The organism is Flavobacterium sp. FlaQc-30, from assembly GCF_044005885.1.
In the GTDB taxonomy this organism is placed as follows: Bacteria; Bacteroidota; Bacteroidia; order Flavobacteriales; family Flavobacteriaceae; genus Flavobacterium.
The window spans coordinates 184,851-205,203 of record NZ_JBIPCO010000007.1 but is presented as its reverse complement, the minus strand read 5'-3'; the positions used below and the strand labels follow the sequence as shown (position 1 = coordinate 205,203).

The following is a 20,353-nucleotide window of genomic DNA, read 5'->3' as shown; positions in this document are numbered from 1 at the left end:
TTTTAATTGAAATTATCTGTGATCAAATCGTTTTGATAAAGCATCTCCAGCAAACTGAATCAAGAATACCAAGAGTACCAGTAAAGCTAACACTGAATTCATTGTTACAGCATCATAACCAATATATCCATATTGATATCCTACCTGCCCTAAACCGCCGGCACCAACTGCACCACCCATTGCAGAATACCCCACAAGTGTAATTAATGTTATAGAAGCAGCGTTTATTAATGACGGCAATGCTTCTGGAAGTAATACTTTATATACGATCTGCAAAGGAGTTGCTCCTAAAGCTCTTGCGGCTTCAATTAATCCTGATGGAAGACTCAAAAGACTGTTTTCTACAAGACGAGCAATGAACGGTGCGGCACCAATACTTAATGGAACCAAAGCTGCGCTTACACCAATAGAAGTTCCTACGATTGCACGTGTAAACGGAATCATCCAAACGATTAAAATAATGAATGGAATAGAACGAAATACATTTACTAAAACAGACAATATTCTATTTAATACGGGTTGTTCTAATATTTGATTCTTTCGAGTCAGAAAAAGTAAAATTCCTGTTGGAAGACCTAGTAAAAAGCCAAAAAAGCCAGACACAAATGTCATTACTATAGTTTCCAAAGTTCCCTTTAATAATAAGTCAATAATGGATTCAGACATAACCTATGATTTCTGTTTTAATATGTTTTGAAATAAAATATTCGATAGCAGCTTTGTAATTCTCCCGTTTACCAGATAATTCAATCAGCATTACGCCAAAATTAACATCTCCCGCTTGATCCATTTGAGCACTTACAATTTTGAAATTAGTATCAAAAAGTCTGGAAACTTCTGAAATAACAGGCTCATTAACTGATTTTCCAGTCATTTCAAGTCTTAATAACGGATTTAAATTTCCGTTATCTTCTTTTTGTAATTTTTCAAGATAAACCGTAGGAACATCAAGATGCAATGATGATGCAATAAATTCCTTCGTTAAATCGTGTTTCGGATCTGCAAAAATTTCTCCAACACTTCCCTGTTCTATCAATTTTCCATGACTAATTACGGCTACTTCATCGCAAATTGATTTTACAACCTCCATTTGATGCGTAATTAATAAAACCGTAATATTTAAACGACGGTTTATATCTTTCAGCAAGTTTAAAATTGATCGTGTTGTTGCAGGATCTAGTGCACTTGTCGCTTCATCACACAGCAAAACTTTAGGATTATTAGCTAATGTTCTCGCAATGGCAACTCTTTGCTTTTGACCTCCAGAAAGGCTTGCAGGATAATCGTTTGCTTTTTCTGCCAAACCTACTAACTGAAGCAACTCTAAAATGCGTGTTTTTACAACTGATTTTGAAGTGCCAACAAGTTCTAACGGAAAAGCAACATTCTCAAAAACAGTTCTAGAAGAAAGCAGATTAAAATGCTGAAAAATCATTCCTATTTGTCGTCTTTCAATCGCCAATTGGGCACTTGATAACTGCATTAATGCTTTTCCGTCTACAATAATCTCTCCTGAAGTTGGTCTTTCTAAAAGATTCACACATCTTATCAGCGTACTTTTCCCTGCTCCAGAAGTTCCAATTACACCAAAAATCTTTCCTGGCGGAACTGTAAGTGAAACATCAGATAAAGCAGTTACAATCCTGTCTTTTTGATGAAAAGTTTTAGTTACATTTTTTAATTCAATCATTTTGTCTATTCAATTTTACTTAGAATATGGAAATTTTAAATAAAAAAGCCTTTCAATTAAATCATGAAAGGCTTTTAAAATAAATATCATTATTTTTTATATACAAGCCAGATCAATAAATCTCACAGCAGTCATACAGCACATCATCATGCTGCAGCTATAATATTTTTTTCTCTGGTTATCATTTTTCATTGGTGCGGCAAATTTAAAGAGTTATTTTGAAATAAAAAGCAAAAAACATCAAAACTTTTATTAACCTATCAAAATAATAGGTTATTCTGTTTTTCGTAAAGAAAACTACTCCTCATACATTTCCATCCACAATCTGGTTTCTTCAAGATCAAGTTCTTTTTCAATTTTTCTAAAAATCTCTTCATTAACAGATCCTCCTTTATGCATAACTTCAAGTTTCCCACGCTCTACATTTAGAAGATCAATCTGAAGTTTTGTAAAATCATTAAAAATCTCACCTCCAAGCATTTTTCCATTTCCAAAAAAATTAGCCGGCAGTTCCGTTTTTTGTAAACGATTAAATTTCACTTCATATTTACTTTTAATATTGTGCAGTAAATCACCATCTAATAATGAAAAATTATCTTCAATATGAGCAATCGTTTCGGATACAATTACATTTCGAATATTATATTCCTCGGCAAGTATAGAATAACGCTCGATTTTTAGCTTCTTAATCACCCAAGGAAGCGTAAGACCTTGAATTACTAAAGTCGAAAGTATGACACAAAAAACCAGATAAATAATCAAATTTCGCAGCGGAAATGCTTCCGTTTCATTCAGCATAAGCGGAAGTGCTAATGCTGCCGCCATAGAAACAACACCGCGCATTCCAGACCAGCCAAAAATAATCATATTGCGGTAGTCAAACTCCTCTTTTTGCCTGATTCGTTTACTAAGCCATCTGGGAATCAAAACGGCAGGAACTACCCATAAAAAGCGAACCAAAATAACCACTGCACTTATCGCTGCCCCCCAAAGCAACAATGAAGTTCCCGAGTAATTACTAATTCCAGCCATAATCTGTCTCAACTGAAGTCCAATTAAAATAAAAATCAAACCATTTAAAATATTAGTTAAAACACTCCAGATTGTCCCCGTCATAATTCGGCTTTCATGCGTAAAAATAGTTCCTGATCTTGCCGATAAATAAAGTCCTGTAGCAACAACAGCCAAAACTCCTGAACCATGAAAATGCTCTGCCAGCAAATACGACGCAAATGGTGTTAGCAGCGTAAGAGTAACCTCGATTATTTCGTCGCAGACAAATCGCTTATGAATATAACTCATTATAAAACCAACGACTAAACCAATCGCAATTCCAATTAACGACATCAGTACAAAATTTAATCCTGCCTGCCACAACACAAAATTTCCAGCTGTGATCGCTGTAAGTGCATATTTATAAGCTACTAAACCACTCGCATCGTTAACAAGACTCTCTCCTTCAAGAATCGCAATAAGCCTCGGATTCAATCCTAAACCTTTGGTAATAGAAGTTGCTGAAACAGCATCGGGAGGAGAAACGATTGCGCCAATTAAAAAGGCTAACGGCCAAGAGACATCTTCTATTAATTCGTGTGCTGCAATTGCAACCGCAACTGTAGTAAACAAAACCAATCCGACAGCCGCCAAAGTTATAGGCCGAATGGATTGTTTAAAATCTGACCAGCTTGTGTACCAAGCGGCATGATACAACAAAGGAGGTAAAAATATAATAAACACAACTTCTGGACTAAGTGATATTACAGGAAGTCCAGGAACGATACTTATAATTACACCACAGAGAACAAGCACTATTGGAACCGGAAAATTATATCTTTTGCTTACAAGACTCAAAAAAGCGACGCCAAACAGCAGCATTATAATTACGGTAACATTTTCCATTTATTACTGATTTTTAGTGGTTTTGGATTAAATTTTCTAGTTGCTAAATTAAGATTTTATGATAATTATTAGTGGCGCTTACTAAAAAAATAATCCAGTGAATTTTTATCTGAATGGAGAAGCATTGCCGTGCGCCTTTACAGGAAATATTTTATAAGTATCTCGTGGGCATATTAGTCAGGAAAACTTGTTTTCCCTGTCTTACGTCATGCTGAAACAAATCTAAAGCACTATCTATTTATTGACCTATATCAAACTTTTACATTACAAACCACTTTAGATTTGTTGATTCAATTATTTCTAAAACAATTTCAAAATACAGTAAAATGATTAGTACAGAATTAAGTCCGTTAGTTCAATTTGGAATTACAAGCAAAGAACGCGTAGAAAATGCTTTAGTACAGCTTAAAAGCGGAAAAGGAATTATAGTAACTGATGATGAAAATCGCGAAAATGAAGGCGATTTAATCTTTTCAGCCGAACACATTACAGTAAAGGACATGGCACTTATGATTCGTGAATGCAGCGGAATTGTTTGTTTATGCCTTCCGAATGAAAAGGCAGATCAATTAGATCTTCCGTACATGGTAAAAGAAAATACCAGCAGTTTTCAAACGCCATTTACTATAACAATTGAAGCAAAAAAAGGTGTCACGACAGGAGTTTCTACTGCTGATCGAATTACAACAATTAAAACGGCTGTTGCGCAAAATGCCAAACCCGAAGACTTGGCTAGACCAGGACATATATTTCCGCTTCGTGCCAAAGATAATGGAGTTTTAGAAAGAAACGGTCACACTGAGGGAAGTGTCGATTTAATGAAATTAGCCAATTTAAAACCTGAAGCTGTTTTATGTGAATTAATGAATGAAGACGGCAGCATGGCAAAACTTGACAAAATCGTTAGCTTTGCACAACAACATGATTTAGTAGTTTTATCGATAGAAGATATTATCTATTACCGTAAATTCGTGCGAGATTACAACTAAAATGATATACGAACAGCTTGGCAATTATATTAGAAAAAGCATTGCTATTTCTGATGAAGATTTAAAAACGATATTCTCCTATTTTAAACCTTTAAAGAAAAATAAAAACGAGATACTGCTTGAACAAGGACAAACTAGTCAGCAGACTTTTTTTGTTGGTAAAGGCTGTGTCCGAATCTTTTTTATTAATGAAGAAGGAAAAGACGCGACTCGATATATTGCTTTTGAAAATCAATTTGCCACAGCTTTAGTTAGTTTTATAACTAAAATGCCTACTGTAGAAAATATTCAGGTAATCGAAAAATCTGAATTGCTTGCGATATCACATGAAGATTTTAATCATTTGATGAAAATCATTCCGCAATGGCGGGAATTTTATAGCAATTATTTAGAGAAAGCATATGTAAATAATGCCAATCGATTAATGTCATTTACAACTATGGATGCTTTGGAAAGATACAATCAGCTTTTAAAAATCAATCCAACAATTGTAAAACGACTTCCTAATAAAATTGTGGCATCGTATATCAATATTTCACAGGAAACGTTGAGCCGATTGAAATCTAAAGTTTAGTTTTTAATTTAAACACCTAGTCCCAAATTTTTTTCTCGTTTTTTGTCATTTCGACGTAAGGAGAAATCTCCGCCAGTAACTCCGCAACAGTAAACCAATCTTTGTAGAATTTCTCGTGGAGATTTCTCCTTACATCGAAATGACAAATAGCAACGTTTTATTGCTACACTAAACTTTCTGGAGCTTCTGTCGAAGCCATTGATAAATAAATATGAACAAAAAAGCCGAATCTTAATTTTAGATTCGGCTTTTGATATTTATGATTCGCAGCTGCTGCAGCTAACTAAACTTGTTACTAATTCTTTCGAAACACTTTGGCTTCTTTGGTAGTACAAACTTTTTACTCCCAACTGCCACGCTTCTATCATTAAACGGTTTACTTCTTTAATTGGAAGTTCTGCCGGAATATTAAGATTCAAGCTTTGCCCTTGATCTACAAATTTCTGACGAATTGCCGCCTGCTGTACAATTTCAAGCTGACTGATTTCTTTAAACGTTTTAAAAACATCTTTTTCAGCTTGAGAAAGCTGTGACATATGCTGAACACTTCCGCCATTTAGCATAATTTCTCTCCAAACTTCTTCATTATCTAAACCTTTTTCTTCAAGCAGCTTTTTCAGATATTTATTTTTACGCATAAAATTACCTTTACTTAAACCTGCTTTATAATAATTGCTGCTAAAAGGTTCAATTCCTGGAGAAGTCTGTCCTAAAATCGCCGATGATGATGTTGTAGGAGCAATTGCCATTGTTGTTGTATTACGTTTTCCGTAACCTTTTAACAATTCTGGTTCACCATAAATTCTAGCCAATTCCTGCGTTGCTTTATCGGCTTTATCGCTTATATGTTTGAAAATTTCTGTCGTTTTCATTTTAGCTTCCATTCCTTCAAACGGAATCATATTTTTCTGTAAATACGAATGCCATCCTAAAACACCAAGCCCAAGTGCACGATGTCTTTTTGCAAATTTATTTGCCGCAGAAAGATAATAATTTCCTTCTGTTTTTTCGATGAATTCTTGCAAAACAGCATCTAAGAAAAATATAGCCAATTTTACAGCTTCAGTATCCTTCCATTCTTCATAAAGCTCCAAATTCATTGAAGATAAACAACAAATAAATGATTCATCGCTCGTTGACGGAAGCATAATTTCGCTGCATAAATTACTAGCGTTAATTCTAAGATTCTTGTCTTTGTAAACTTGTGGTTTGCTTTTGTTTACATTATCACTAAAGAAAATATATGGCAGTCCTTTTTGCTGACGGCTTTCTAAAACTTTTGCCCAAATTTGTCTCTTATCGCTGTCACCGTCAATCATTTCCTGCATCCAATAATCAGGAACACAGATTCCAGTAAACAAATTCTGAATAGGATTTCCGATACTTTTAATTTTCAAAAATTCCTCAATATCCGGGTGATCAATATCTAAATATGCCGCAAATGCACCACGACGTACTCCGCCTTGCGAAATCGTATCCATTGCAGTATCAAAAAGCTTCATAAAACTTACTGCTCCGCTGCTTTTTCCGTTATCTGTTACAGCACTTCCACGCTCACGCAGTTCGCCAAAATAACCAGAAGTTCCTCCTCCAATTTTGGTTTGCATAATCACTTCGCCCAGTTTATGCGTAATTCCTTCAATTTTATCTGGAACGTGTACATTAAAACAAGAAATTGGAAGTCCTCTTTCGGTTCCCATATTTGCCCAAACCGGCGAACTTATACTCATCCAGCCGCGTTCGATCATTTCAACAAAAGATTCTTTTAACTCTGGTTTGTAAAGTCTTCTGGCTGCTGCAGTACATATTCTGTCAATTGCACCTTCAACAGTTTCTCCTTTTAAAAGATAACCACGATTTAAAATTTGTTCACTCTCTGAGTTCTTCCACCACATTTTAGACCCATTTTCATTTTGCGGAAGATCATTTACTTCATTTATGTCTATTGTATTCATATGTATTTTTTGCTTTTAGAAAAGATCGTTTGCTGTTATACTTTTGTCGTGTTTTGTATATTCTACAGGACGTTTAGCAAAAAAATCATCCAAACTGTTAGCAAAAACTTCTTCTTCAAACCAAGCCAAAGCTTTATAATCTTCCACTTTTACATCAAATATGGTTGGAATATTGATTTGTTTTAAACTCTCATCAATTCTAAACTTCATGAAATTAACCAAATCGCCTTTTTTGATGCTTTCAATCTCACCTTCTTCAAATATCCAATCTAAAATATCTGCTTCAACTGCAATTGAATCTTTTACTGTTTCTCTAACAAGTGTCAGCGTTTCTTCGTCAAAATAATCAGGAAACTCTTCTCTGATTTTATTGATGATATAAATTCCGCCATTAGCATGAATTTGTTCATCGATTGAAGTCCACGCGATAATGTTGCTCACATTTTTCATGTAACCTTTAAATCGTGTAAATGAAAGCAAAATTGCAAACTGACTGAAAAGTGAAACGTTCTCGATTAGAATACTGAATAGTATCAGCGAAACCATATATTTTCTGTTGTCTTGCGAACGAGTATCTTTAAGTACATCTGACAAATATTCTACACGTCGGCGAATAACTGGAACATCTAAAAGTTTCTCAAATTCATCATTGTATCCTAACACTTCAAGCAAGCGGGAATATGCCTCTGAATGTCTAAATTCGCACTCTGCAAAAGTACTTCCTAAACCATTAAATTCAGGTTTTGGAAAGTGCTCGTAAATATTTCCCCAAAAGCTTTTTACGGCTACCTCAATTTGAGCAATAGCCAATAAACTATTTTTTACTGCAGTTTTCTCTGCTGATGTTAAATGTGCATGAAAGTCTTGAGTATCAGCAGTAAAATCAACTTCTGTATGAACCCAATACGCTTTATTTATAGCTTCTGTAAATTGTAAAACCTCTGGATATTCAAAAGGTTTATAATTGACTCTTTTATCAAATATAGACATAATATATACTATTTAAGTGGTGACTAAAAAAAGATAAAAAACGAAAGTCTGAAGTGGTAATTACTTTATTTTTTATACTTACAAAATTAACCCACAGTTCTATTTTTGACCAAAGATTGATGTTAAAAAACCAATCAATTATCAACAGCCAAAAGCAGTCCAAAAAAGTGGTAAAAAAACTACTTATCAACAGGTGCATAATTTTCAGTACTTGCTGAATTATCAGCTATTTATACTAAATCTAAATAGAGTTGTCAACAATTAAAACTGAAATAATACCAAATTTTCAAAAACACTTATCAACATCTAACTCCAAATTTTGCCTTCAAAATCTGTTATTTAACAAAATACAAACGCCAATAATTCACAAAAAAGGCATGTTCCTTTTTCAAATTAAAAAACAAAAAAAAGCCATTCACATTATAAAAAAATAAAACATAAAAAACTCTTTATCAAATATTTAAACCATAAAAAACCAAAAACCTATAGATCAATTTAAACCAAAATATAATATTGATATCTAAGCCTTCTAAAAACGATAATCGATCGTTTTTCAAAAGCGTCTAAAAAGGCAACATTAAAAAATCATTAGAATTATTTTTTTTGGCATCAATAAAACTTGATTTAAAACTATAAATCTTTACATTTGTCCTTTATTTTTATTTATTCTAAATAGATCATTATCCCCATATATAAAGGGACGTTAAACAACAATAATAAATTATGAAAAAGAATCTTTTTATTTCATTGGCTTTAACAGCTGTTTTGTTTGTTAATGCACAGCAAAAAAACACTTTACTAGAGCAATCTTTCTGGAAAAACTCACCTGACGTAACTGTAGTAAAAGCAGAAATAGCAAAAGGCAGTAATCCTGCAGAAGCAAATGCAAATGCTTTTGATGTTACCACTTTAGCTATTAACAATGATGCTCCTATTGCAACCATCAAATTCTTATTAGAGCAATCTGGGAATCCAATAAATAAAATGACTCATGATAACCGTATTTACCTGCATTGGGCTGCCTATAGAGGTAATACAGAATTAGTACAATATTTAATTGCAAAGGGTTCTGATGTAAACTATGAAGACAGTCATGGCACTACTCCTGTAGATTTTGCAGCATCAAATGGTCAATCTGATCCTGCTTTGTACGAAGCTTTTTTTAAAGCTGGAGTTAATCCGAAGAAAAAATACCAAGGCGGTGCTAACTTATTACTTTTAGCTATTCCTGCTGATAAAGATCTTAAAGCAGCGGAATACTTTACTACTAAAGGAATGTCTCTTAAAGATGTTGATAATGACGGAAACACTGCTTTTACATATGCAGCAAGAACTGGAAACATAGATCTTTTAAAGAAACTTTTAGCAAAAGGTGTAAAACCAACTGATAATGCTTTACTTTTTGCAGCGCAAGGAAGTCGTAGAGAATCTAACACTCTTGAAACTTATAAATATTTAGTTGAAGAAGTAAAAATCAAAGCAACTGCAGAAAACAAATCAGGCGAAAATGTACTTTATTTCTTGGCTGGAAAACCAAATCAAACTGAAATTGTAAAATACTTTTTAAGCAAAGGTGCTGATGCTAATAAAGCAAATAAAGAAGGTACGACTCCGATAATGATCGCGGCTTCGGCAAGAGACACTTCTATATTAGAATTATTACTTCCGCTTGCAAAAAATGTAAATTCTCAAAACCTAAAAGGAGAATCGGCTTTAACTTATGCTGTGCGTTCAGGAACTCCTGAAGCTGTATCTTTATTATTAAGCAAAGGTGCTGATGTAAATGTTACTGATAAAGACGGAAACAATCTAGGGGTTTACCTTGTTCAATCTTACAGACCAGCTGGAAGAGATAGAGAGGCTGCACCAAAACAAGATCCTTTTGATGCTAAAGCAAAATTACTTCAAGATAAAGGGTTAAATTTAGCTGCTGCTCAAAAAGACGGTAATACTTTATATCATTTAGCAATTCCAAAAAATGATATTTCTCTACTTAAAAAAATAACGGACTTAAAAGTGGATGTAAATGCTAAAAACAAAGATGGTTTAACAGCATTGCACAGAGCCGCTATGGTTGCAAAAGATGATTCTATTCTAAAATATCTTGTTTCTGTTGGTGCAAAAAAAGAGGTTACCACAGAATTTGATGAAAGCGCTTACGCATTAGCAAAAGAAAACGAGTCGCTTACAAAAAACAACGTTTCAGTAGAATTTTTAAAATAACTCTTAAAAGTTTTGAGTTTTGAGTTGTAAGTTTGTGTATAGATTTTCTTTATATCAAACAGAACTTAAAACTCAAAACTTATAATTCATAACTCATAATAACTCATATTTCAATGAAATCAATACTTAAAATCGCTCTTATCTGCCTAATTTCATTTCAGGCAAACGCACAAACAAGCAAATACAAATGCATGCTTCAAATGGCTAATTATATGGGTGAAGGAGCTTATATTGTGGTATCACTTGTTAATGCTAACGGCGACTACGAAAAAACTCTTTATGTAATGGGAGACGATAAAAAATGGTCTAAATCGTTAAAAGAATGGAATAAATTTCAAAGTAAAAAAAACGAAGATATTAGTGCCAAAACAGGTGCTTCTGTAACTGGCGGAGATCGCAGCATAACAACAATAGAAATTGAAAACTCTAAGATAAACAAAGGTTACAAATTAAGATTTGAATCAGCTGTTGAAGATCAAAAATACTATGTAAGCGATCTTGAAATTCCTCTTACTACTGAAGGTTTAGCCGCAAAAACAGATGGTAAAGGGTATATCAGATACGTGAGACTGAATAAAATATAATTCAAGCAAGTAACTTGCTCAAAATTCAAGCTTTGTTAAGGTTCTAAACTTTGACAAAGCTTAAAACATTTGATTACATTTCAATAGATTACACTCAATGACTCTTTCATTCTGGCGTTACGCACATTTGGCCTTAGCCCTATTTTCTTCGATATTTCTGCTTTTAGCTTCTGTAACAGGTACTATTCTTGCCGTTGATGCTGTACAGGAAAAAACACTTCCGTACAAAGTCGAAAATTTTGATGCGATAACCTTAGAGCAAACGCTGCCGGCATTAAAAAAAGCATATCCAGAAATTACAGAATTAAGTGTTGATTATAATCAATTTGTAACGCTTCAGGCAATTGATGAAGATGGAAATGATATTAATGCTTATATAGACCCAAGAACAGGTAAAACTTTAGGAACACCTGCAAAAAAAAGTGAATTTATTCAATGGATAACTGCTTTTCATCGTTCTTTAAACCTGCATGAAGCAGGGCGTTTTTTTGTTGGTGTTATTTCTTTTTTATTAGTCCTGATTTCTATTTCCGGTTTTGCTCTTGTTTTAAACAGACAGAGAGGAATTCGTAATTTTTTCTCCAAAGTCATTAAAGAATACTTCGCGCAGTATTACCATGTGGTTTTAGGGCGATTGACTTTAATTCCGATTTTGATTATAGCATTAACAGGGACTTATTTAACGCTTGAAAGATTCAACTTTTTTATGGGCGATAAAAAAGCCAAACCTGTAAAAACGGAACTTTCAGCAGAAGCTAAAAAAACTTCAATCTTTAAAAGCACACTTCTTTCAGATGTAAAGAAAATCGAATTTCCGTTTACTGATGATCCTGAAGAGTACTATATCATAGCATTAAAAAATAAAGAAATTGAAGTAAACCAAGTTACAGGAGCCATAATTACAGAAAAACAGTCGCCAATTACTGCTCAATTTGCCGATTTGAGCCTTGATCTTCATACAGGACGAATTAATGCTGTTTGGGCTGTAATATTAGCCATTGCTTGTATTAATATTCTATTCTTTATTTATTCTGGTTTTGCGATTACTTTAAAACGCAGATCAAGCCGAATCAAAAACAAATTCAAAGCACACGAAAGCAATTACATACTTTTAGTTGGTTCTGAAAACGGAAGCTCTTTTAGATTTGCAAACGCAATTCATAAACAATTAATAGATCAAGGACAAAAAGCTTTTATTGCAGAATTGAATAGTTTTTCGATTTATCCAAAAGCAGAACATATTATAGTTTTCTCTTCAACACATGGTTTAGGAGATCCGCCATCAAATGGAAATAAATTTAAAGCCTTACTGCAAAAACAAAATCAAGAGCAAAAAATTAAGTTTTCAGTAGTTGGTTTTGGTTCTACTGCTTATCCTGATTTTTGCAAATTTGCTGTTGAAATCGATCAGCTTTTAGAAAATCAAAACTGGACAGAACGCGTTTTAGAAATGCAGACTGTAAATGATAAATCGGCTGTGGAATTTGTAAACTGGGCAACATTATGGAGCGCCGAAACTGGAATTCCTTTAGCCACAACACCTTCTTTATACAATCATGTTCCAAAAGGTTTACAGAAATTAATGGTTTTAGATAAAACCGCAATTTCTGAGGAAGAACATACTTTTCTTGTAACATTACGTGCTAATATGCGCGCCAAATTTAACTCTGGCGATTTATTAGCCATTTATCCTGCTAATGACACACGAGAACGTCTCTACTCGATTGGAAATCATTCTGGAAACATACAATTAGTTGTAAAACTACATCCGCACGGATTGGGTTCTGGTTATCTTAATGATCTTACTCCTGGAAATGTAATTAAAGCTAGAATTATAAATAATAAAGCTTTTCATTTTCCAACAAAAGCTCCAAAAGCGGCTTTAATATCAAACGGAACTGGTATTGCTCCTTTTCTAGGAATGATTGAGCAAAACAAGAAAAAAACCGAAACACATTTGTATTGCGGTTTTAGAATGGAGACAGAAACTGTAACGAGTTACAAAAAGTTTACAGATGAAATGATTGGGAAACAAAAGCTGTCAAGTTTTCATTTGGCATTTTCACGAGAAGCAGAACATATTTATGTAATGGATCTTATAAAAAGAGATGCTGTGTTTTTTGTTGATTTACTAAAACAAGGCGGCGTAATTATGATCTGTGGTTCACTTGCCATGCAAAAAGATGTTGAAACCATTCTTGATGAATTGTGTCTGGTAAATGGAACCAAAGATCTCCTGCATTATAAAAATAACGGACAAATATTAACGGATTGCTATTAGTTAATTGATAATTATAAATTGTTAATGGTTAATTTTCAAATCTTTATTTTCCAAATAGTCAATACAAATCCCAGAGGGGTGACATATTTTAATAATTAAAGATCGCTCCACTGGGGCTTTTATAAAATTTCTATCAAAAAAGATTTTTCATGCTTAGAAAAAACGGGAACATTTATCTAATTCTTTCTCTCCTACTATTTAGTTTGTCTGCACATTCGCAGGTTTTGCGAAAAAGAACTACACTTCTTATGGGCGGTCGTTTTGATATCAGTATTGTTGCCAAAGATTCTCTAACTGCTGAAAAAAATATAACCGAAGTAATTGCTGAAATTACCCGAATTGAGAATTTAATCTCGGATTGGAAATCAACTTCACAAGTTTCTGAAGTCAATCAAAATGCCGGAATAAAACCAATTAAAGTAGACCGAGAAGTTTTTGAACTAACGCAAAGAGCAATCAAATTTTCTGAAATAACAAATGGCGGCTTTGACGTAAGTTTTGCTGCGATGGATAGAATCTGGAAATTTGACGGATCGATGACGGAAATGCCTTCGGCGGATGCCATAAAAAAATCTGTAGAAAAAGTAGGTTACAAAAACATTATTCTAGACAGTGTGCAATCGACTATTTTTCTAAAACTAAAGGGAATGAAAATTGGTTTTGGCGCTTTAGGTGAAGGCTATGCAACTGATAAATGCCGTACAATGATGCTTGAAAAAGGCATTAAAGCCGGGATTATAAACGGTTCTGGTGATATGAGTACTTGGGGAAAACAACCTAATGGAGAAGACTGGAAAATAGGTATTACAAATCCGTTTAAACCTGAAAAACTTTTGGCAGTTGTGCCTTTAAATCAAGGTGCTGTAACCACTTCTGGCAGTTATGAAAAGTTTGTTGTTTTTAACGGCAAACGATATTCTCATATTATAAATCCTGCGACTGGTTATCCTGTAACTGGATTATGCAGCGTTACAATCTTTGGCCCAAATGCAGAAACCGCAAATGGACTAAGCACTTCATTAATGGTATTAGGTCAAAAAGACGGTCTGCTCTTACTGCAAAAATTCCCAGAATACAGCTGCCTTATGATTACTGATAACGGAAAAGTGATCAAATCGAAGAACTTCAATATTAAACATTTCAAGGCAAAACTTTAATAATAGTCTCTAATTTTAAAGATTAAAATATTCGATTATTAATACTTTTTAAACTGTTTTCTCGTTTTATCTGTTTTATTTTACCACACAAAAAACAAGTAAAAAACTAACAACAAAGCACTTACAATTTACCCTAAGGCCTTTGTTTTCCCTGTTTTCCCAACATTAGAAATTCTAATTCTATTCTAATGATTTTCTAATGTAAATCTAATGATTTTCTAATTCGTTTATTTAGATTAAATTTAAATAAACTCATAAGTTTGCTGCACAATTTATTTACTACACGCAGTTATGAGGTTTATTTATTTTATCTTTTTAATGGTCACAATTACGGGATGGTCACAAACCGGTACTATTACAGGAAAAGTAACATTTGGCAAACATGAAACAGCTCTTGGAGCAACAGTATTGGTTTCTGGCACACAAAAATTCGCTATTGTTGACAATGAGGGTAAATTTCAAATCAAAGGTCTTCCTTTTAAAAAATACACTTTAGAAGTTTCTTCACTAGAAGCAAATACAAAAATGATCGAAGTTCATTTGAATCATTCTTCACATCAAATTGCTATTACATTAGAGAAAAAAAATGATACTAAACATTTAGAAGAAGTTGTAATCACAAAAAAGACGGCTAAAAAAGAGATTATAGATAAAGGTTTTTCTGTAAATGTAATCGAAACGCAAGAGGCTGCAAAAAGAAACATTCAAACTAATGATTTATTAGCGCAATCAGTTGGTGTTCGTGTTCGACAAAACGGAGGTTTAGGCTCAAGTGTAAATTATAACCTAAACGGAATGACAGGTAATTCAATCCGAATATTTATTGATGGTATTCCAATTTCAACCTACGGTTCATCGTTTAGTTTAAACAGTATTCCTCCAGCATTAATTGAGCGTATTGAAGTGTACAAAGGTGTTGTTCCTGCATATTTGGCGGATGATGCTTTAGGCGGTGCAATTAATGTAATACTAAAAAAAGGAGCCAAAAATACCCTAAACGCATCTGTATCTTATGGTTCGTTTAATACCATTCAATCTAATTTCAACACTACTTATCGAGATAAAAATGGTTTTACTTTAAAAGGTTCCGGTTTTTATAATTACTCTGATAATGACTATGAAATTTGGGGAAAATTTGCTTACAACATTTTATCAAACGGACAAAAAACGCCTATTAAAGCAAAACGTTTTGAAGATGCTTACCGTTCTTACGGAGGTCGAATCGAAGCGGGTTTTACAAACGTTAATTGGGCAGATACGTTCTTGATAGGTTTTAATACTTCTGATGATTATAATGAAATTCAGCACGGACAAGCGATGTCAAGACCTTATAAAGGTCGATTTACCGAGTCTGATGCCAAGGTAATAAGCATTAATTACAGTAAGAAGGATTTTCTTGTAAAAGGACTTGAGTTTACAGTTAATTCTGTTTTCAGCCAAAGAAACGAAGTACTGAGCGATACGGTCAAATGGAATTACAACTGGTTTAATGAAAAAACATTGGGGCTTCGCGGTGAACCTATTTTATCACCTTACGGAGCGCAACAAGGCGCACCTACTATTTTGCATATCAACAGTAAAATTTTTAGCACCAGAGGTGGTTTAAATTATTCACTGAATGAGAATCATAAGTTTGTATTCAGCAGTATGCTATACTCTTTTGAGCGAGACGATTATGACGAAATGAAGTCTGAACTGGAAAGGAATTTTCAGCAAAAACGAGACCTTGAAAAAAGCGTTTTATCATTGGCTTACGAACTAGAAGCGTTTAATTCTCGATTAAGAACAAGCTTATTTGGAAAAAGATACAATCAAAAAACAGAACAAAGAACACCAGTAATAGTTAATACTGGAGAGCAGACCACTATTCAAGAAAAATTAGAAAAGAACAATACCACTTTTTACGGTTACGGATTAGCTTCATCTTATTTTATTCTCCCAAAAATGATGTTTAATTTATCTGCAGAAAGAGCAATAAGACTTCCCTCAGAAGGTGAAATCTTTGGTAATCCTAGTGAAAATCAAACACCAAATAGTGGATTAAGACCAGAACAAAGTGATAACTTAAATATAGGCTTACGATTTGGGCCGTATAAAATTAACAATCATAAATTTAGTTTTAACGGTTCTGGGTTTTGGAGAAATTCTAAAGATAAAATTATACTTGCATTTAGTAATCGTGTAAATGAAGCCTTGCAGACATCTCCATTTGTAAATTTAGGAACAGCGCAATCATTGGGTTATGAATTTTCGGCTGAATACTCTAATAATAACAGATTGTTTGTATCGATGAATATGTCGAAGTTTAATTCACTGTATAAAACGAAATACGATGAGAAAGGACTGTTGTTAGAATACTACAATCAGCAATTACCAAATGAGCCGTATTTTACTGTAAACGGTAACATTCAGTATAATTTTAAAGACATCCTGCAAAAAAATTCAGAATTAAATCTCTATTACAATGCAGGCTATGTAGGTGCATTTTATACAACATGGCAAGAAAGTGAAAACGATCAGACACCAAATCAATTTCCGCAGGATTTAGGGATAACTTATACATTCCCAAACAAGAAATTTATAGCAAGTTTTGATGTCAAGAACATTACAAATGTTCAGGTCTACGACAACTTTGCTGTTCAAAAACCTGGAAGAGGTTTCTACTTAAAATTAAATTACACTCTCAATAAATTTTAGTAAATAATTAATTTTTTAATACACATAGATATGAAAAAAAGTACATTTAAACTACTTGCATGTGGATTGGTTTTAACCACATTTGCCCTTACTACAAGCTGCAGCAGTGATGATAATAAAGAGGAACCATCTGTATTGCCTCCAGTTACTGAAAACCGATGGATCACGGTTGCAGGAGCTTTAATGCAAACGAATCCTGGAGATGGAAACGGTGGTACAAGAGTTTTTTCTGTTAGCAAAGAAGATGCTAAAAACCCAAACATTTCTATTAATGCTTTTGATAATGGTGAGCCTGTACAATCAACAAGAACAGCTCGTTTACAATCGTCTGTAGATGGAAGCACACTATTTAATATTACCTATACTGGTGCTAATGGTGGTGAATTCATGACTTACAAAGTTAATGGAGGAAAAAGCTTTACACAATCAGGAACAACAGTAAATATCTCTCAATATGCAGGAACATCTCCTAGATGGGTAAAACTTTTTGACGGCGATAAAACTGGTGTAGCAGTAAACGTAACTACTCCTACAGTTGTTACACAAACAGATGGAAAAACATATAAATATACAAGAGGTTCTGCAACCGTTTTAAGCCTTGATTTACAAAAGTTCTTAATTTCTGATTACAGACAATATGAAATTGCATTAACTGCAGCTGAAGAAGCTTTAGGTCACCATATTTTCCGTTTAGATGCACCAACATTAAACAAAGCAGGAAACAAATTAATCATTGGAACTTGGATGCGTAAAACGAATCCTTCTACAGGATTGATCGAAAGTGATTTTGAGCGTTTAGGATCTAAATCTGTTGTTGTTGACTATCCTTCATTACAAAACCCTAAAGTAATTACTTCGACAGTTGGTTTTGGAGATACAAGCGGATACAGAAGTTTCAACAGTTTTGTAGCAAATGATGGAAACATCTATCAAGCAACTCAAAGAGATACTAAAAAAGGTTCTTATATTTTAAAAATCAACCAAAGCAATGAATACGACAACTCTTATGTTTTCAGTTTAGATACTGCCCTTGGAGTTAAAGGTTCTTATATTGATGCATGGAGATATGTAGGAAACGGAATTGCTTACGCAGTTTATACTTACGAAGGTACAAACCAAGGTTATGTAGCAAGAATTGATCTTAATGCAAAAACAGCTAAACTAGTTGAAGGTATTGCTTATGATACAGCTTTAGATTTTGGTCAATACCAAGGTTTTGTAGTTGACGGAAACGATATATATATTGCAGTTACACCAGTTGGTAAAGATGGAAACATTTACATTATCAATGCTGCAACTGGCGCTGTTACCAAAGGTGCTAAATTGGTAAACAAACCAGGAAACCACTACATTGGTGTTTTCTAGGAACGATAACTTGAGTTATAGCGATAATTCTTGATTTTTTTTTAAATGGTAAATATTCCGCTCCTATTTTGGGGCGGAATATTTTTTTACTTAAAATAATTCATCTCCATTTCCATCTAAATATCTTATTGCTTTAGATTTTGTCATTACTATAAAATACTCTTGATTTTCTGCTGGATAAATAACTAGATATTTAGGTTCAATATACAAATTTTTGCTAGGCAGGTAAAGCCCCGATAAACGCGTTTCAGAATTAAAAACATCTATATAATCTTCCTTGTTATAACGGCAGATAAATTTACTTTTAAATAATTCTGTTCCTTTTGAATTCATTAAATAAGTAACATTTTCTTTTACCCCATAAAGGTTATTATTATGTATGTCTATAAAGCTAAAACCTGATTTTTTTGTTAGTGTATCTTTGGTTTTATTATCAATTATATAATACTTATTCATATAACTTTCAGAACCATACTTCGTTGAAATCCAAAAATCATCCTCTTGATTGGCTTTATTTACTGATGTTCTTTTTTCAATTTGTTTTTGAGCTGGAGCATCTATTGCAACTTCCAATTTATCAGATTTACTTTCAAAAGGGTAAGACATATATTCTTTTTTATTATTTAGAATAAAATACTTACCATTTTCATATTTAACTTTTGGAGCACCATTCTTTAATTGGAGCTTAAAAGATGTGTTTAAAAGATTATATTTTCCATTCAAAATCACTATTGAAAAATTATCTACAAAAGGAAAAATAGAATCATAAACACAGGGAGAAATTTCTTCATTTCTAAAACTTACTAAACCCCATTTTCCATTTTTAAATTTTGGAATGCAATTAGCACTTATTTTATTGAATATTTTTCCTTTAAATTTAGAATTAAAATCACTTTTTTCCTGACTTTGTAAAATATCCATTTTTTCTAGTCCATAGCTAAAATCTGATTGAGAATATAATTGTCCTGTCAATTTTATTTTATTCTCTATAATGACAAATTTAAATTTATATCGAGTAGAAATTTCATTAGGTTCAAAATTATTTTTGTACTTAATCACAAAACTGATGTCAATAAAATTTATGACCTCTTTTTTATTCTGCCTTTCATGATAAGTCAAAGTATCATACGATACAACAGATTGCAACAACGCAAAATTTTCATTAAAATCTCTTACTTTATTAGCTATTCTTTTAATATAATAATTATCATACTCTTTACGAATTTGTATAGGATCTGGCTTATCTTTATTTTGTATCAATGCTAAAGAACTAAACTCCTCAAACGTTAAAATAAAAGTATTAGAAACAACCAACGGTTTTACTAGAAGTTGATCCTGAAAAGTTTTTATTGTTTTCTCTAATTGCTTTATATCATTAATAGCAAAAGATTTAAACGCAGATATTACAAAAAATAAAAGGGTAATTTTTCTTTTCATTTATTATTTTTAAGATATTAAATCTGAACACAAAGTTCTTTTTAATAGCTAAAATAACATTATTTTTTATTTGCAATTTAAAATAGAAAAAAAGATAAAATCAATATTCTAATGCTATGGTATTAATCAACTTTTATATTTATTATTTCTTCAGAAATTCCATTTCCTGTCGATGCCTTCAACTGAATATTTTCTTTCATCCCATTCGATTGAATTATAGCAATACATTTTCCGCTGAATAACTTGCAGAAACTAGCTTTAAAAGAATCCAAATTGGCTTGATAACTATTATCAACTCCAACCAATTTTCCGCCGCCAGTAACTTCAAAATTGATTAAATCTGTCGCATTTGGCAATAAGTTTCCAGCTGCGTCAACTGTAGAAACAGTTACATAAACTAAATCGTAATTATCATTTTTGATTATTGTTTTGTCTGTTTTTAAATCAATTCTAGAAGTTTCTCCATCTGTATGAATTTCTTTTTCTAAAACTACTTTTCCATTCTTTCTTGA

Annotated in this window: 15 protein-coding genes; 8 read left to right on the top strand and 7 right to left on the bottom strand. The window is 32.9% G+C overall.

The window, feature by feature from the left end:
• Window positions 1–12 precede the first annotated feature (12 nt).
• The 3 genes from metI to ACHRV0_RS16380 form a co-directional block, all read right to left on the bottom strand.
• On the bottom strand, window positions 13–666 hold the full coding sequence (gene metI / locus ACHRV0_RS16390) for a methionine ABC transporter permease MetI (protein ID WP_089054837.1): 654 nt from the start codon (window positions 664–666) through the stop codon (window positions 13–15).
• Window positions 659–1,690, bottom strand: coding sequence for a methionine ABC transporter ATP-binding protein MetN (gene metN, locus ACHRV0_RS16385; protein WP_395441629.1), 1,032 nt, complete (start codon window positions 1,688–1,690; stop codon window positions 659–661). Before metN ends, metI begins: the two co-directional genes overlap by 8 nt.
• A gap of 297 nt (window positions 1,691–1,987) precedes the next feature.
• On the bottom strand, window positions 1,988–3,589 hold the full coding sequence (locus ACHRV0_RS16380; RefSeq protein WP_395441628.1) for a Na+/H+ antiporter: 1,602 nt from the start codon (window positions 3,587–3,589) through the stop codon (window positions 1,988–1,990).
• 326 nt (window positions 3,590–3,915) lie between these two features.
• Here ACHRV0_RS16380 and ribB point away from each other — a divergent pair, with 326 nt between their 5' ends.
• Window positions 3,916–4,578 (top strand): 3,4-dihydroxy-2-butanone-4-phosphate synthase, encoded by a 663-nt coding sequence (gene ribB, locus ACHRV0_RS16375; RefSeq protein ID WP_395441627.1) that lies wholly within the window; start codon window positions 3,916–3,918, stop codon window positions 4,576–4,578.
• Window position 4,579: 1 nt separating this feature from the next.
• Complete coding sequence (locus tag ACHRV0_RS16370; RefSeq protein ID WP_395441626.1) at window positions 4,580–5,152, top strand: Crp/Fnr family transcriptional regulator; 573 nt, start codon at window positions 4,580–4,582, stop codon at window positions 5,150–5,152.
• 257 nt (window positions 5,153–5,409) lie between these two features.
• Here ACHRV0_RS16370 and ACHRV0_RS16365 read toward each other — a convergent pair whose 3' ends face one another.
• Entirely contained in the window at window positions 5,410–7,107 is a 1,698-nt protein-coding gene (locus tag ACHRV0_RS16365; RefSeq protein WP_129023148.1) for a ribonucleoside-diphosphate reductase subunit alpha, read from the bottom strand.
• Window positions 7,108–7,122: 15 nt separating this feature from the next.
• Window positions 7,123–8,097, bottom strand: a complete 975-nt coding sequence (locus ACHRV0_RS16360; RefSeq protein WP_129023149.1) for a ribonucleotide-diphosphate reductase subunit beta — start codon at window positions 8,095–8,097, stop codon at window positions 7,123–7,125.
• A 723-nt stretch (window positions 8,098–8,820) separates the two neighbouring features.
• Between ACHRV0_RS16360 and ACHRV0_RS16355 the strand changes: the two genes are divergently transcribed.
• From ACHRV0_RS16355 to ACHRV0_RS16330, 6 genes are all read left to right on the top strand, one after another.
• On the top strand, window positions 8,821–10,320 hold the full coding sequence (locus ACHRV0_RS16355; protein ID WP_395441625.1) for an ankyrin repeat domain-containing protein: 1,500 nt from the start codon (window positions 8,821–8,823) through the stop codon (window positions 10,318–10,320).
• A 113-nt stretch (window positions 10,321–10,433) separates the two neighbouring features.
• Window positions 10,434–10,904, top strand: a complete 471-nt coding sequence (locus ACHRV0_RS16350) for a DUF2271 domain-containing protein (RefSeq protein ID WP_395441624.1) — start codon at window positions 10,434–10,436, stop codon at window positions 10,902–10,904.
• A gap of 97 nt (window positions 10,905–11,001) precedes the next feature.
• A complete protein-coding gene (locus tag ACHRV0_RS16345) occupies window positions 11,002–13,185 on the top strand; it encodes a PepSY domain-containing protein (RefSeq protein WP_395441623.1) in 2,184 nt (727 codons plus the stop codon).
• Window positions 13,186–13,334: 149 nt separating this feature from the next.
• Entirely contained in the window at window positions 13,335–14,342 is a 1,008-nt protein-coding gene (locus ACHRV0_RS16340) for an FAD:protein FMN transferase (protein WP_129023153.1), read from the top strand.
• A gap of 318 nt (window positions 14,343–14,660) precedes the next feature.
• A complete protein-coding gene (locus ACHRV0_RS16335; protein WP_395441622.1) occupies window positions 14,661–17,039 on the top strand; it encodes a TonB-dependent receptor plug domain-containing protein in 2,379 nt (792 codons plus the stop codon).
• Window positions 17,040–17,069: 30 nt separating this feature from the next.
• Window positions 17,070–18,404, top strand: a complete 1,335-nt coding sequence (locus tag ACHRV0_RS16330) for a hypothetical protein (RefSeq protein ID WP_395441621.1) — start codon at window positions 17,070–17,072, stop codon at window positions 18,402–18,404.
• A 90-nt stretch (window positions 18,405–18,494) separates the two neighbouring features.
• On the opposite strand, the gene ACHRV0_RS16325 is transcribed toward ACHRV0_RS16330, so the two are convergent.
• Both ACHRV0_RS16325 and ACHRV0_RS16320 read right to left on the bottom strand, forming a co-directional pair.
• On the bottom strand, window positions 18,495–19,841 hold the full coding sequence (locus ACHRV0_RS16325) for a WG repeat-containing protein (RefSeq protein WP_395441620.1): 1,347 nt from the start codon (window positions 19,839–19,841) through the stop codon (window positions 18,495–18,497).
• 122 nt (window positions 19,842–19,963) lie between these two features.
• Window positions 19,964–20,290: a hypothetical protein gene (locus tag ACHRV0_RS16320; protein ID WP_395441726.1), complete on the bottom strand. Its 327-nt coding sequence runs from the start codon at window positions 20,288–20,290 to the stop codon at window positions 19,964–19,966.
• Between the last annotated feature and the right edge of the window lie 63 nt (window positions 20,291–20,353).